Raw genomic sequence first — 13,132 nt, 5'->3', positions numbered from 1 at the left:
ATCGTTCTCTCTCTGGCGTCTTGTTTGAGCATGATCTTTTCGGAAAACCGCTCCGCACTTTTCCGGATCATGCTCTAATCCCCGCCTCCGCCGCCGCCACAACCACCGCCGCAGCCGCCTCCGCTGTCGCCGCCACCTCCACCGTCGCCACCACCTCCGTCACCGCCGCCATGGCTGCCCCCGTCGCCGCCATGGCTTCCGTCGCTGCCGGCATCGCCAAAACCCGCCGACGATCCGTCGATCGAGGAGTCGGCGAAATCGCCGCCGCAATAGGGACTGCTGCCGGCAATGCCGCTGCGCCGCAGCGCCTCGCAGTCGGTGTGATAGATGAAGCCGTTCGCGATGTTCAGCTTGGCGTCGAGCGCAAACAGCAAAGGCAGCCGCGTCGGCCTGACCGGATCGATGTTCTCGTATTTGCAGCAGTACCACCAGACCCGCCGCAGCCCCTCATTGCTCCGGCGCTGCTCCTTCACCAGCACGACGGCGGGCCTGTGATGCAGGAAGCCGCCGAAGGCGCGGCGGCAGAACGCATCATATTCGCGGGTGTAGAGAATGAATTCGTGCCAGAGGTCGTCGGCCGCCTGCGACGGCATCGAGACGAAGCGCTTGCCGCTCATCAGATAGGCGAGGAAGAACTGCCGCAGGCGCGCGAGACCAGCGCGCTGTCCTTGCGGGTGAATCCGGGGTGATGCTTCTCGAGCCGGGCCAATAGCCCCGCCGGCCATTTGAAGGTGCGGATATATTCGGCGCGCCGCAGCGTCTGCCATTTGCCGAACAGCACGGCGCTGCCGATCACGGCGCCTGCCGCCAGCACGCCGAAGAATGCCGAGGCGGGTGTTATGACCAAATTGCCCCCCGCTGGTCGGCGACTAGAAGTTTTGCACGCTCGCCAGCATCGCGAGGCCGAACAGCGCGAGCGCTCCCAGGATGAAGCCAAGCACGAACATGCCGAACCCGCCGCGGCGTTTCGGCGGCGCCACCGGTGCGGGCGGCGGCGCCGGCGGCTCGGCAACCGGAAGCGGCGTTGCCACCATCGCATGCTCGCGCTCGATCATGCGGCGTGCGACGTAATCGGTGACGGCATCGACGATCACGGCCACGTCGTGTGATTCGGCGAGCACGATGCGGCCGAACCGCGTGTCCTGCACGAAACGGTAGATCCGCTTGTCACGGCCCATCAGCACATGCGCGACCACGTCGATCCAGAGCCGCGGCGTCTCGCCCTGGCTGATGCCGCGGTCGAACAGATCGACCTTCTCCGGCACCTGCGCGAACAGCGGATCGAGCGCGTCGTTGAGGATCTCAAGCCGCGCCACTTCGGCATCGCGCAGTTCGACGACGACGCCGGTGCGATCGGCCGCCTCGATCCGCGCCCGCCGCAGCGCCTCTCGCAGTGTCGGCCGCATCTCGCGCGCCTCGCTGCCGGTGTTCTGCGGATCGGACATGCCTTGCGGTCTCGTGGTGACGGGTTTGCTTACCGATTAACCTATCAGCAACCATGACGTCCGCAAAGGACGTTGGTTCCCAAGCACTTAGGCTGCCACTTATCCCCAGATCAAAAACCCCATGCGGTGTCCCAAAAGCGGTCGCCCCACCCGGATGAACCGGATGGGGCCGCCGTCCTTGGACGTTTCTTAGCTCTGATAACTCTGGCGCTCAGGCCGAAACCCGCGACGGCTCCTCGACGATCGAGAAGCGCACGCCGGCCTTGTGGCGGCTCTCTTCCGAGACTTCCTTCCAGCACTCTTCGCTTCCTTGCGGGTCTTGAATGGACCGCGGACCTGGGCGGAGCCTTCGACGAGCTTGTGGAAGTTCATCGACCCGAACTCGCCGCCGATCACCCAGAAATTGCTGCCTTTGCTCATCGTCAGTCTCCTCTAAAAATCGGGCCGCCTTTGCCCGGCCGCCTGAAACCTGATCCTCGCGACCTGCCCGCCGGAGCGACATTCTTGACAGGGCATCGCGAAGTGCGTGTCAGGAGCTAAACGCGAAAAGGCGAAGTTCGTATAGATGCCTTGTTTTTTATTGGTGATGTCATGTAACATCTGAACTTGTAATAAATGTCGATTTGTAAATTTTGTCACAAAATAGGTCAGGAAAGCTGCCATGCCCGGCGAGTCAGGAAAGAAGCTGTTCGTCGGGCCGCGGTTCCGGCGGATCCGTCAGCAATTGGGGCTATCGCAGACCCAGATCGCCGAAGGGCTCGGCATCTCGCCCTCCTACATCAACCTGATCGAGCGCAACCAGCGGCCAGTGACGGCGCAGATCCTGCTTCGTCTCGCCGAAACCTACGATCTCGATCTGCGCGACCTCGCCACCGCCGACGAGGACCGCTTCTTCGCGGAACTCAACGAGATCTTCTCCGATCCGCTGTTCCGCCAGATCGACCTGCCGAAGCAGGAGCTGCGCGACCTCGCCGAGCTCTGCCCCGGCGTGACCCATGCGTTGCAGCGACTCTACGCCGCCTACACCGAGGCGCGCCGCGGCGAGACGCTGGTGGCGGCGCAGATGGCCGACCGCGAGGGCTCGCAGTTCGACGCCAATCCGATCGAGCGGGTGCGCGACCTGATCGAGGCTAACCGCAATTATTTTCCGGAGCTCGAGACCGCCGCCGAAAATCTGCGCGACGAGCTCAACGTACCGACCGAAGGGCTGTTCACCGCTCTCGCCGCCCGCTTGCGCGAAAAACATTCCATCGTCGCCCGCGTGATGCCGGTCGACGTGATGCGCGAGACGCTGCGCCGTTTCGACCGCCATCGCCGGCAGATCCTGATCTCCGAACTGGTCGACAGCTCTGGCCGCAGCTTCCAGCTCGCGCTGCAGATCGGCTTTGTCGAATGCGGCGCTGCGATCGACGCGATCGTCAGCCGCGCCGGCCCGCTCGACGACACCGCACGCAGACTCTATCGCATCACGCTCGCCAATTATTTCGCCGCGGCGGCGATGATGCCCTACCAAGCGTTTCATTCCGCGGCCGAAGCCCTGAGCTACGACGTTCACGTGCTGGCGCAGCGCTTCAACGCCGGCTTCGAGCAGGTCTGCCACCGCCTCACCACGCTGCAACGACCGAACGCGCGCGGCGTGCCGTTCTTCCTGCTGCGGGTCGATAATGCCGGCAATGTGTCGAAGCGGTTTTCCTCCGGCACCTTCCCGTTCTCCAAGTTCGGCGGCACCTGCCCGCTCTGGAACGTGCATTCGACCTTCGACATGCCCGATCGCCTGCTCAGCCAGGTGATCGAGCTACCCGACGGCACGCGCTATTTCTCGATCGCGCAGACGGTGCGCCGGCCGGTTGCGCCCTACCCGCAGCCGCAGCCGCGCTTCGCGATCGGGCTCGGCTGCGAGATCCGTCACGCGGCCAAGCTGGTCTATGCGACCGGCATGGATCTGGAAAAGGCCGAGGGCACCCCGATCGGCGTCAACTGCCGGCTTTGCGAACGCGAGAATTGCAGCCAGCGCGCCGAGCCGCCGATCACGCGCACCTTGATCCTGGATGAGACGACGCGGCGGGTGTCGTCGTTCGCATTCTCGAATGCGCGGGAGCTGTAACTTCACCCTCTCCTGGAGGGGAGGGTTGTGAGTCAATCCACTGCGGCAAAGGCCTTGCACCAGCCGTCCTTGCTGATGACGCCCTCGACCACCTTGCAGCCGTCGGGCGCGACGAACAGCGTGCACAGTCCGCAGGAGAGACCGAGCGATACCGATGCATGGATTCTGGACGGGTCTCACCACCCGAATATCAACCCGTTGACGGTATCCGGGCCGCCGGTTTAGGCCAGACTCGGGTGACGCGGCCACGCCAAAGGCATGTCAGCGAGGGAGCGGACGTCAAGCGACGGCACAACCGGCCGGGGCTAATGCGAGCCAGTATGCGCGCGCGACATCCGCCCGGGCTAACGCCCATCCGTGACGCGCCCCGGATCAGCGGCGCGCAACGGCCCCCGCCTCCGCGCGGGGCGCTGCGAAGCGCCGCCGCGCGAGAGTGACATCGGCCATCAGGTCGATCTGCGCCGCGTTTTGTCGTTTGTCGCCGTCAGCTACCCGGAGGCGAGTAGGCTGCCTTGAGCTTGGTTGCGTGCTGACGCACCACCCTGATCTCATCCTGCGTGAACAACCGGACCAGCTTCACATTCTGCATGGCGCCGGCCGCCACCACTACGCCGCTGATGGCAGGTGCGAAGCTCGGATCCGGTACGTCGAAGATCACCATCACACCGGGGCCGTCGGTCGCCGTGCTGTACATCGAAATCAACTTGCCGCCGGCTGACTCGATCAGCTTTTTCGCGGCCTCATATCGATTGGTCGCCGGGTTCTCCATGATGTTGTTGATCGAACGCGGCGTGTATTCACCCGAGAAGCAGAAATGCATGGCAATCGCTCCATTTGGCTGGGAATGAAAACAGCATTCACCCGGGCGTCGCCCGGGCAGGAGAAGATTTCGTACTGAAATGAATAAGAAAAGGCCTGCCGATGGCCATCAGCGCTGCCGCTCATTCTCCGGAATTCGGCGTAACCGGTGGCAGCTCGCCGCGCAATCTACATCAAACGTCGCGCAAATGAAATCGCATTCCTGCGCGACGCACACGACGCATGATCGACGCGGCACGGAGGGGCAGCGTGCCTGACGCACAAGCCAACGTCTTGCAAACAGAGGCAATCTGTCTCAGTGTCCCCGCGCCTGCCATCAAGAACAACCGAAAGAACACGCATGAAGCTTCGTCCGCTCGGCCGCTCCGGTCTCACCGTCCCTCCCCTCTGCTTCGGCTGCAACGTGTTCGGCTGGACGGTGGACGAGGCGTCGTCGTTTCGCCTGCTCGACACCGTGCTGGATCATGGACTGACGTTCCTGGACACGGCGGACGTCTATTCGCGCTGGGTGCCGGGCCATCACGGCGGCGAGTCGGAGACGATCATCGGCAAGTGGATGAAGACGCGCGGCACCCGCGACCGCATCATCCTCGCCACCAAGGTCGGCATGGACATGGGTAACGGCAATGTCGGGCTGAAGCCGGATTACATCGCGCGCGCGGTCGAGGACTCGCTGCGGCGGCTGCAGACCGAGACCATCGATCTCTACCAGTCGCACAAGGACGACGAGACCACGCCGCAGGAAGAGACGCTCGCGGCCTATGACAAATTGATCAAGGCCGGCAAGATCAGGACAATCGGCGCCTCGAATTTTTCGGCCGAGCGGCTCAAGAGCGCGCTCGATATTTCCAAGGCGAACGGACTGCCCCGCTACGAGAGCATGCAGCCCGAATACAGCCTCGCGGAGCGTTCCAGCTATGAAGGTGCGCTGCAGCGTGTCTGCGAGGAGAACGACGTCGGCGTGATCACGTTCTTCTCCCTCGCCGCGGGCTTCCTGACCGGCAAATATCGTTCGGAGAGCGACTTCGCCAAGAGCCCGCGCGGGTCGCGCAGCATTCCCAAATACATGAACCCGCGCGGCATGCGCATCCTCGCCTGTCTCGACGAGGTCGCCGCGGAGCAGCGCGCCGAGCCGGCCGCTATCGCGCTCGCCTGGCTGATGGCAAAGCCCTCCATCACCGCGCCGATTGCTAGCGCCACCAAGCCGGAGCAGGTCGCCACGCTCGTCGCGGCGACGAAGCTCGAGCTGAGCAAGGACCAGGTCGCGCGGCTGGATGCCGCGAGCGCGTAGCGGGGCGGCCTGCCCTTCACCTCGCCCCGCTTGCCGTTCAATCTGCTCTTATGTTGCTCTAACCCCACGGCCCGCGCTGGCCCGACGATCCGCCCCACGGGCTGCGCGGCGGATAGGTCGCGCCGGTGTTACGCGGCGCGGCCTGGGTGCCGAGCTCGGCGGCGAGCTGCTGGAGCGCTGCGATCCGGTTGGCGGTCGAGGGGTGGGTGGCGAACAGATTGTCGACGCCGTGGCCCGACAGCGGATTGATGATGAACATATGCGCGGTGGCGGGATTGCGCTCGGCCTCCATGTTCGGCACCTGATGCGCCGAATTCTCGATCTTGGCGAGCGCGGACGCCAGCCACATCGGCTGGCCGACGATGCGCGCACCATAATTGTCGGCGGCGTATTCGCGGGTGCGGCTGATCGCCATCTGCACCAGCATGGCGCCGAGCGGCGCCAAGATCATCATCGCGATCGAGCCGATGATGCCGGGGCCATTGTTGTTGCGGTTGCCGCCGAAGAACATGCCGAATTGCGCCAACATCGAGATCGCACCGGCGATCGTCGCCGTGATCGTCATGGTCAGCGTGTCGTGATGCTTGATATGCGCGAGCTCGTGCGCGATCACGCCGGCGAGCTCCTCGCGGCTGAGCTGCTGCATCAGGCCTGTGGTGACGGCGACCGCCGCGTTCTCCGGATTGCGGCCGGTCGCGAACGCATTGGGCTGCGCCTCGTCCATCACGAACACACGCGGCATCGGCAAGCTCGCGCGCTGCGCGAGCTCGGCAACGAGATTGTAAAGGTCCGGCGCCGAACGCGCATCGACCTGGTGGGCGCCGTACATCGACAGCACCATGCGATCGGAGTTCCAGTAGGTGAACAGGTTTGTCGCAGCCGCGACGAGCAGCGCGATCACGGCGCCGGTGCCGCCGCCGATCAGATAGCCGACGCCCATGAACAGCGCAGTGAGGCCGGCAAGCAGGAGCGCGGTGCGAAAATAGTTCATCGTGGTTCCCTGGCGGCAGGCAGAAATGCTGCCACAATCAACGCCGTTGAGGTAGGGATTTTGCGGTGCGCGTCGCAAGAGAAACCGGTGCGTCCCAGCGACGCGGCGCGGATTAACGATTGGTCATGTGCGCCGATCCGTTGGCTCCGCCGGGGCTACGCGACCGGCATCGCGCCTACTCCGCCGGCTCCTGCGCGAGCCGCACCTCCTTCTCGCGCAGCGCAACGCGCAGCATGCGGGCGAGCTGGGCCCGGCTGTAGGGCTTTCCGAGGAACAGGATGCCCTGCTCGAGCTTGCCGTCCTGGTCGATGGCATCATCGGTGTAGCCCGATGTGAACAGCACGCGCAGGCCGGGGCGTCTCCGCTTCGCCTCGGTGGCGAGGTCGCGCCCGTTCATCGCGCCGGGCATGATGACGTCGGTGAACAGGAGATCGACCGGCGCGCCGCTGTCGAGCACCGCGAGCGCTTCGTCGCCATTGTTGGCCGACAGCGTGGTGTAGCCCAGGCTCTCGATCTGGGTCAGCACGTAGGAGCGCACAAGCTTGTCGTCCTCGACGACCAGCACGATCTCCTGCGCACCGCGCGCCTCCGGCTGCCGCCGCTCGGGCGGCGCCGCAGCCGGCGAGACTGTCGCCGCACGCGGCAGGAACAGCATGACCCTGGTGCCGCGGCCGAGCTCGCTGTCGAGCACGATGTGGCCGTTGGACTGCTTGACGAAGCCGTAGACCATGCTGAGCCCGAGGCCTGTGCCCTTGCCGACGTCCTTGGTGGTGAAGAACGGCTCGAACACTTTTGCCAGATCGGCTTCGGCGATGCCCTGGCCGTTGTCGGTCAACGCGACCGCGACATAGTCACCGGCGGCGAGCCCGTCATGGCCGTGCACGTCAGACGGCTTGAACTCGGCGGTGCGGGTCTCGATCCGCAGCCGGCCGCCCTTCGGCATCGCGTCGCGTGCGTTCAGCGCGAGATTAATGATCGCGGTGACGAGCTGGTTGGCATCGACCAGCGCGCGCGGCAGGTCGGGCATCGGGCGAAAATCGATGTCGACATGGTCGCCGATAGTCGGCCGCAGCAGCTCGATGGTATCGACCATCAGCGCGTTGACGTCGACGTCGCTCGGCTGCAGCGGTTGCTTGCGCGCGAACGCCAGCAGATGCCGCGTCAGCGAGGCGCCGCGATCGGCGGCGTCGCGGATCAGGCCGGTGATCTCGGTGAGCTGGCGATTGTGGGTCACCGCCTCGGCGAGAATGTCGATGGTGCCGGTAATGACGGTGAGAATGTTGTTGAAGTCGTGCGCGATGCCGCCGGTGAGCTGGCCGACCGCTTCCATCTTCTGCGCCTGGCGGATCTTGCTCTCATTCGCCTCGGCTTCGCGGAACCGCTCGAGCAGGAATTCCGAGCGCTGGCGCTGTCGTCCCTCCTCGGCGAGCGCGACATGCGCCTCGCGCAGCTGTTGCTCGCTCGGGATCGCCAATATCTTCGGGATCAGCGGCCACAGCAGCACCGCGGTGATGATCGAGGCGATCGCGGTGAGTGCCTTGAGCAGGCCCTCGAGGCCGTAGATCGGCACCCACAGCGTGTAGATCGAGAACACATGGGTGAGGCCGCAGGCGAGGATGAAGGCGGCGAACGGCCAGGCCATCCAGCCGAACTGGAAGTCGCGCCGCTTGGAGACGAGGATTGCGAGCGCAAACGGAATCGAGAAATACGAAGCGGCAATGATGGCGTCTGAAATCACGTGGAGCCAGATCAGCTCCGGTTCCCACAACAGGCAAATGCCGTGTGGCGAAAACGTCGACGAATCCAACAGACGCTCGAGAAAACTCCACATGGGTCCCTCCGGGCGTGATCGATCCGCCGACTCCCCTGCCCGCGAATCACTTGGCCCGATCATAGCGGCGGCGACTCAGCCTGCCGAAGCTCAATTGGTCTAAGGCCAGCACCCCCGTTGTTGCCCGGTGTCGCCCTGGTGTATGCAGTTTGGGCCATTTTCTCCTTTCTCAGCCGGTGACATCGATGCCAGCATCTCCCCTCCGCGCCCCGATCATGATCGCAGCGATCGCGGGAGCGCTGGCGCTCACCTCGCCTGGTCAGGCGCAGCAGCTGCTGCCGAGCCCTGCGGGACCGGCCCCGGCGAGGGCTCGCCCGGCCGCAGTGGCCTCGCCGCGGGCTGCGTCCTGCCACAACGGGCAGAACTTCGATCGCTTCCTCGCCGAGCTGAAGCAGAAGGCAGTCGCCGCCGGCGTCTCGCAGCGCACGATCGCGGAGGCCGCACCCTATCTGGTCTACGACCAGGGCATCGTGAACCGCGACCGCGGCCAGCGCGTGTTCGGCCAGATCTTCACCCAGTTCGCCGGCCGCATGGCCGCCAACTACCGCATGCAGCAGGGCCAGCAGTACATCCGGACCTATGCGGCCGCGTTCGCCCGCGCCGAGAAGGAGTACGGCGTGCCGCCGGCTGTGATCGCCGCGTTCTGGGGGCTGGAGAGCGACTTCGGCGCCCAGATGGGCAATCTGCCGACGCTGAAATCGCTGGTGTCGCTGGCCTATGACTGCCGCCGCTCGGAGATGTTCCAGGGCGAGACCATCGCGGCGCTGAAGATCATCGAGCGCGGCGATCTTTCGCCCGAAGAGATGATCGGCTCGTGGGCCGGCGAGCTCGGCCAGACGCAATTTTTGCCGACGCACTATTTCAACTATGCCGTCGACTATGACGGCGATGGCCATCGCAACCTGCTCGCGAGCGGTCCCGACGTGATCGGCTCGACCGCGAACTACATCGCCAACGGATTGAAGTGGCGCCGCGGCGAGCCGTGGCTGCAGGAGGTGCGCGTGCCGCAGGCCACGAATTTTCCGTGGGACCAGGCCGACCTCACCATCAAGCTGCCGCGTTCGAAATGGGCGGCGCTCGGCGTCGCCCTGACCGACGGCAAGGCGCTGCCGAATGACGAGATGCCGGCCTCGCTGCTGTTGCCGATGGGCCGGATGGGTCCGGCGTTTCTCGCCTATCCGAATTTCGCCGCCTATACCGAGTGGAACAATTCGCTGATCTATTCCACCACCGCCGGCTATCTCGCCGGCCGCATTGCGGGCGCGCCGCCGATGCAGCGACCGCACGCGCCGGTCGCGCAACTGCCGTTTGGCGAGATCAAGGAGCTGCAGGGGCTGTTGGCGCGCGCCGGCTATGATGTCGGCAAGATCGACGGCGTGCTCGGCCAGGCGAGCCGCAGCGCGGTGAAGGCGATGCAGATGAAGTACGGCCTGCCCGCGGATTCCTGGCCGACCGCGGAGCTGCTGGCGCGGATGCGCGGCGGCGGCCGGACCCAGCCGGCCGCGGATGCCGCGGTGCCGGGGACACGGTAAGACAACATCGCAACTGCCTTTGCTGCCCCTCGCGCGCAGGTCAGACGTTCAACTGAGCCGATAGGCGAGGCCTCATGGCATCGGCGGTGGCCGGTCCTGGTCCAATGCAAGCAGCAACGACGCGACGCGATTGGCTGAAGCTGCCCACTCCGCGAGCTTGGCATAGTTGTCCGTAAACCAGTTGAAGGCCGTCTGCACCACGACGAACGCCGCCGACGCCTGGACCACCTCGCCGAGCGTCATCGTGTCGGCAAGGTACTTTGGAAGACACAGCAAGAGACCGATGACCGGCGTTATCAGGAGGCCGGTGTAGGTCACCAGCGTCATTCGCATCAGCTGCCAGCAATAGATGCGCCAGACTCCGATAACAGCCTTCAAGGCTGCGCCAATGACATGCCGCCCATCCTTGTTGGCAGCAAGCGATACCTTGCCTTCTCCGCTCTCGCGCAGATGCGTCCCGGTCGCTCTTAGTTCGGCCTCCGTTCGCTTGTTTTCCTCGATGATGCGCGTCAATCGACCGGCCGTCAGCCAAATGGCCGTCGCAAGCAATGCAGAATACGCGATCACCGCAATGACGAGGTAGCCGGGGAGCAGCAGCGCGAACTCGCCGGCATGAACTGTCAGGCTCCCGCCCACAGACCAGAGCACACCAACGAAAGTTGCGATCGTCAGCAGCGACTGCAGCAGGCCGACCACGAGGTCGATCGGCAGATCGGTTGCAACCTTGGCATCTTCTGCGATGCGATACTCGGGGGCCTCGCTATCACCGGGCATGAAACGCAGCCTCTTGTAGCGGTCATCCCCGAGCCAGTAGTCGTAGAGCCGGCCGCTCAACCAGGCGCGCCACGAGCGCTGCAGGGTCATGCGCGCCCACACCGAGCAGACGTCCAGCCCGATGCTGGCCCCGGCAAGCGGCACGAACCGCAACGCCTGATAGATCAGCTCCGATTGATTCTTCTGCTCCACCGCATTGAAGAAGTCGCGATTCCAGAAATTCAATCCGTATTGGGTCAGAAGTTGCAGGACGACGTTCGCGATGAGCAGGATGACCAGAAACCAGGCGAACCAGGCTGATGGCCCTCGCCAATATCCGGAGGCGCTCTGCCAAAAGCGAGGCAGGAGCTGCCTTTCTTCCGTAGCGAAACGGCTCCTTGTCAGCATCGGGGTCTAAGATCGTCAACCGGTGTTGGCGTTGATCAAGCTGGTGTCCCGCGCGCTCCGAACGCCGCGCGAGTATTATCGGTCGGCATTCGGACCATTATCGCGGACCGGTGATTCCTGACGTGTTAGCCAACCGTGCGTCATGCCTCACGGACATGGATTCAATCTGCCGCCTTCGGCTCGATATCCTATTGATCCGCATCAATAGTGTGCACCGCGGTCCCGCTTTGCGGTGCCGTCGACCGCACGGTGATCTCCCACGAGGTTCAGGAGATACCGGACGGGCCTCCCGAGGGGATCTCGGGACGACGCCTTCGAAGAAGGCAAGCAGAACATTTGTCTGCTGTTGCGGCGCTTCTCAGTTGTATTTTCCACGAGCCACCCCATCTGCAGCAGCGCCGTTCGGTAACATCCGGATTTTCATCATCACAGGGAGCATCCCCATGTCCTTTCACGACGCCGTCGTCCCCGCGTATTTGCAGATCCTCAACAGCCTCACCGGCGAGCTGACCAAGGCCGAGGCGCATTGCGAAGCGAAGAAGATCGCGCCCGAGGTGCTGCTGGGATCGCGGCTCTATCCCGACATGCTGCCGCTGACGAAGCAGATACAGCTGGTCTGCGACCATGCTGCACGCGGCTGCGCGCGGCTGACCCACAGCGATGTGCCGTCGACGCCCGACACCGAGAAGAGCTTCGGCGAACTGAAGCAGCGGCTGGCCAAGACGATCGACTATGTGAAGTCGTTCAAACCGGAGCAGTTCGATGGTGCGGACGCCAGGGACGTCACCTTCCCGATCGGCGCCGAGCGCACCATGACCCTGAAGGGCCAGCAATTCCTCAGCGCGTTCTCGTTCCCGAACTTCTATTTCCACGCCGTCACCGCGCACGGCATCCTGCGCCACAACGGCGTCGAGGTCGGCAAGCGCGATTTCCTCGGCGTCAGCTGACGCGATATTCCCCGCTGCGGGATTTTAGCCTCACGCTCCCAGCCGTGCTACTGCTCCCTGACAACAACAAGACGTCAGGGAGCACGCCAATGTCGACCACAACCCACGCACCGAAAGCCATCGATCCCTCGGCCTCGCTACATGCGGAAGCGCTGGGGCTGGCAAAAACCACGGCCGCCTCGCCGGCCGACGCATTATCGTGGTCGGTGCCGGACAGCGCACAACGGTCGATGAAGCGCCGCCGATCGGCAACGGCCGCGCCATGAGTGTGCTGTTCGCGCGCGAGGGCGCTTCCGTAGCCTGCCTCGACGTCAACAAGGAAGCGGCCGACGACACAGTCGCGCAGATCACAAGAGAAGGCGGCAAGGCGTTCACCGATGTGGTCGACGTCTCCGACGTCGCAGCGATCGCGCCCGCGGTCGAACGCTGTACGCAAAAGCTCGGCGGGCTCGACGGGCTGGCGCTGAATGTCGGCATCTCCTCCGGCCTGTCGCTGCCCAAGATGACGGCGGAAGCCTGGGACCGCGACTACGCCGTCAATGTGCGCAGCCACATGCTGTTCGCGCAGAAAGCGCTGGAGCTGATGGCGCCGGGCGGCGCGATCATCCTGATCTCGTCGATGGCGAGCCAGCGCGCCGGCGGCCGCAATCCCGCCTATGAATCCTCCAAGGCGGCGCAGATCGCGCTGGGCCGGGCGATCGCGCGGGCCGGCGAGGACAAGGGCATTCGCTGCAACGTGATCGCGCCCGGCTTCATGGATACGCCGATGGGCCGCGACGCCAGCCGAAGGCGATCGGACCGCGCCGTGACAGTGCCATTCGGCCGCCAGGGCACCGGCTGGGAGGTCGCCTATTCTGCGCTGTTCCTGATTTCGAATGAATCCTCCTATGTGAACGCGCATACTCTGTTCCTCGATGCGGGTCACATGGGCGGAATCGTGCGCGGCTGATCTGCGGACGGGCCATTGCGCTCGTCGCCGCAATGCACAACTCTCCCCCATCGATCATTGTC

At 64.5% G+C, this 13,132-nt stretch carries 12 protein-coding genes and 1 pseudogene; 5 read left to right on the top strand and 8 right to left on the bottom strand.

The window, feature by feature from the left end; translation table 11 throughout:
- Positions 1-74 precede the first annotated feature (74 nt).
- The 4 genes and pseudogenes from ALC15_RS44555 to ALC15_RS41745 form a co-directional block, all read right to left on the bottom strand.
- Positions 75-725: a glycine-rich domain-containing protein gene (locus ALC15_RS44555; protein WP_488240840.1), complete on the bottom strand. Its 651-nt coding sequence runs from the start codon at positions 723-725 to the stop codon at positions 75-77.
- Entirely contained in the window at positions 617-847 is a 231-nt protein-coding gene (locus ALC15_RS44780; RefSeq protein ID WP_094193801.1) for a hypothetical protein, read from the bottom strand. The genes ALC15_RS44555 and ALC15_RS44780 overlap by 109 nt, the downstream gene beginning before the upstream one ends.
- 22 nt (positions 848-869) lie before the next feature.
- Entirely contained in the window at positions 870-1,445 is a 576-nt protein-coding gene (locus ALC15_RS10565) for a hypothetical protein (protein WP_050627197.1), read from the bottom strand.
- Positions 1,446-1,656: 211 nt separating this feature from the next.
- Positions 1,657-1,865: pseudogene (locus ALC15_RS41745) on the bottom strand (DUF4170 domain-containing protein).
- A 241-nt stretch (positions 1,866-2,106) separates the two neighbouring features.
- Here ALC15_RS41745 and ALC15_RS10560 point away from each other — a divergent pair.
- A complete protein-coding gene (locus ALC15_RS10560) occupies positions 2,107-3,549 on the top strand; it encodes a helix-turn-helix domain-containing protein (RefSeq protein WP_050627196.1) in 1,443 nt (480 codons plus the stop codon).
- A 484-nt stretch (positions 3,550-4,033) separates the two neighbouring features.
- On the opposite strand, the gene ALC15_RS10555 is transcribed toward ALC15_RS10560, so the two are convergent.
- Positions 4,034-4,369, bottom strand: coding sequence for a GYD domain-containing protein (locus ALC15_RS10555; protein ID WP_050627195.1), 336 nt, complete (start codon positions 4,367-4,369; stop codon positions 4,034-4,036).
- 339 nt (positions 4,370-4,708) lie between these two features.
- On the opposite strand from ALC15_RS10555, the gene ALC15_RS10550 reads away from it, so the two are divergent.
- Positions 4,709-5,659: an aldo/keto reductase gene (locus ALC15_RS10550; protein WP_050627194.1), complete on the top strand. Its 951-nt coding sequence runs from the start codon at positions 4,709-4,711 to the stop codon at positions 5,657-5,659.
- Between the two features lie 58 nt (positions 5,660-5,717).
- Here the strand turns inward: ALC15_RS10550 and htpX are convergent, their stop codons facing one another.
- Positions 5,718-6,650: a zinc metalloprotease HtpX gene (htpX, locus tag ALC15_RS10545; protein WP_050627193.1), complete on the bottom strand. Its 933-nt coding sequence runs from the start codon at positions 6,648-6,650 to the stop codon at positions 5,718-5,720.
- A gap of 175 nt (positions 6,651-6,825) precedes the next feature.
- A complete protein-coding gene (locus ALC15_RS10540) occupies positions 6,826-8,481 on the bottom strand; it encodes an ATP-binding protein (RefSeq protein ID WP_050627192.1) in 1,656 nt (551 codons plus the stop codon).
- A 185-nt stretch (positions 8,482-8,666) separates the two neighbouring features.
- Here ALC15_RS10540 and ALC15_RS10535 point away from each other — a divergent pair, with 185 nt between their 5' ends.
- On the top strand, positions 8,667-10,013 hold the full coding sequence (locus ALC15_RS10535) for a lytic murein transglycosylase (protein ID WP_244486016.1): 1,347 nt from the start codon (positions 8,667-8,669) through the stop codon (positions 10,011-10,013).
- Positions 10,014-10,085: 72 nt separating this feature from the next.
- Here the strand turns inward: ALC15_RS10535 and ALC15_RS10530 are convergent, their stop codons facing one another.
- Positions 10,086-11,174: an SbmA/BacA-like family transporter gene (locus tag ALC15_RS10530; RefSeq protein WP_050627190.1), complete on the bottom strand. Its 1,089-nt coding sequence runs from the start codon at positions 11,172-11,174 to the stop codon at positions 10,086-10,088.
- A 443-nt stretch (positions 11,175-11,617) separates the two neighbouring features.
- On the opposite strand from ALC15_RS10530, the gene ALC15_RS10525 reads away from it, so the two are divergent.
- Positions 11,618-12,121, top strand: coding sequence for a DUF1993 domain-containing protein (locus ALC15_RS10525; RefSeq protein WP_050627189.1), 504 nt, complete (start codon positions 11,618-11,620; stop codon positions 12,119-12,121).
- A 199-nt stretch (positions 12,122-12,320) separates the two neighbouring features.
- Positions 12,321-13,070 (top strand): SDR family NAD(P)-dependent oxidoreductase, encoded by a 750-nt coding sequence (locus tag ALC15_RS10520; protein ID WP_200914658.1) that lies wholly within the window; start codon positions 12,321-12,323, stop codon positions 13,068-13,070.
- Positions 13,071-13,132 lie beyond the last annotated feature (62 nt).

It is taken from the genome of Bradyrhizobium viridifuturi (genome assembly GCF_001238275.1).
In the GTDB taxonomy this organism is placed as follows: Bacteria; Pseudomonadota; Alphaproteobacteria; order Rhizobiales; family Xanthobacteraceae; genus Bradyrhizobium; species Bradyrhizobium viridifuturi.
This window is presented reverse-complemented; position numbering and strand designations above follow the sequence as displayed.

Coding starts and splice junctions, on each gene's coding strand:
- ALC15_RS10555 (WP_050627195.1), bottom strand. CDS start 4,369: ATGCATTTCTGCTTCTCGGGTGAATACACGCCGCGTTCGATCAACAAC.
- ALC15_RS10530 (WP_050627190.1), bottom strand. CDS start 11,174: ATGCTGACAAGGAGCCGTTTCGCTACGGAAGAAAGGCAGCTCCTGCCT.
- ALC15_RS10560 (WP_050627196.1), top strand. CDS start 2,107: ATGCCCGGCGAGTCAGGAAAGAAGCTGTTCGTCGGGCCGCGGTTCCGG.
- ALC15_RS10535 (WP_244486016.1), top strand. CDS start 8,667: ATGCCAGCATCTCCCCTCCGCGCCCCGATCATGATCGCAGCGATCGCG.
- ALC15_RS10550 (WP_050627194.1), top strand. CDS start 4,709: ATGAAGCTTCGTCCGCTCGGCCGCTCCGGTCTCACCGTCCCTCCCCTC.
- ALC15_RS44555 (WP_488240840.1), bottom strand. CDS start 725: ATGGCCGGCGGGGCTATTGGCCCGGCTCGAGAAGCATCACCCCGGATT.
- htpX (WP_050627193.1), bottom strand. CDS start 6,650: ATGAACTATTTTCGCACCGCGCTCCTGCTTGCCGGCCTCACTGCGCTG.
- ALC15_RS10540 (WP_050627192.1), bottom strand. CDS start 8,481: ATGTGGAGTTTTCTCGAGCGTCTGTTGGATTCGTCGACGTTTTCGCCA.
- ALC15_RS10525 (WP_050627189.1), top strand. CDS start 11,618: ATGTCCTTTCACGACGCCGTCGTCCCCGCGTATTTGCAGATCCTCAAC.
- ALC15_RS10565 (WP_050627197.1), bottom strand. CDS start 1,445: ATGTCCGATCCGCAGAACACCGGCAGCGAGGCGCGCGAGATGCGGCCG.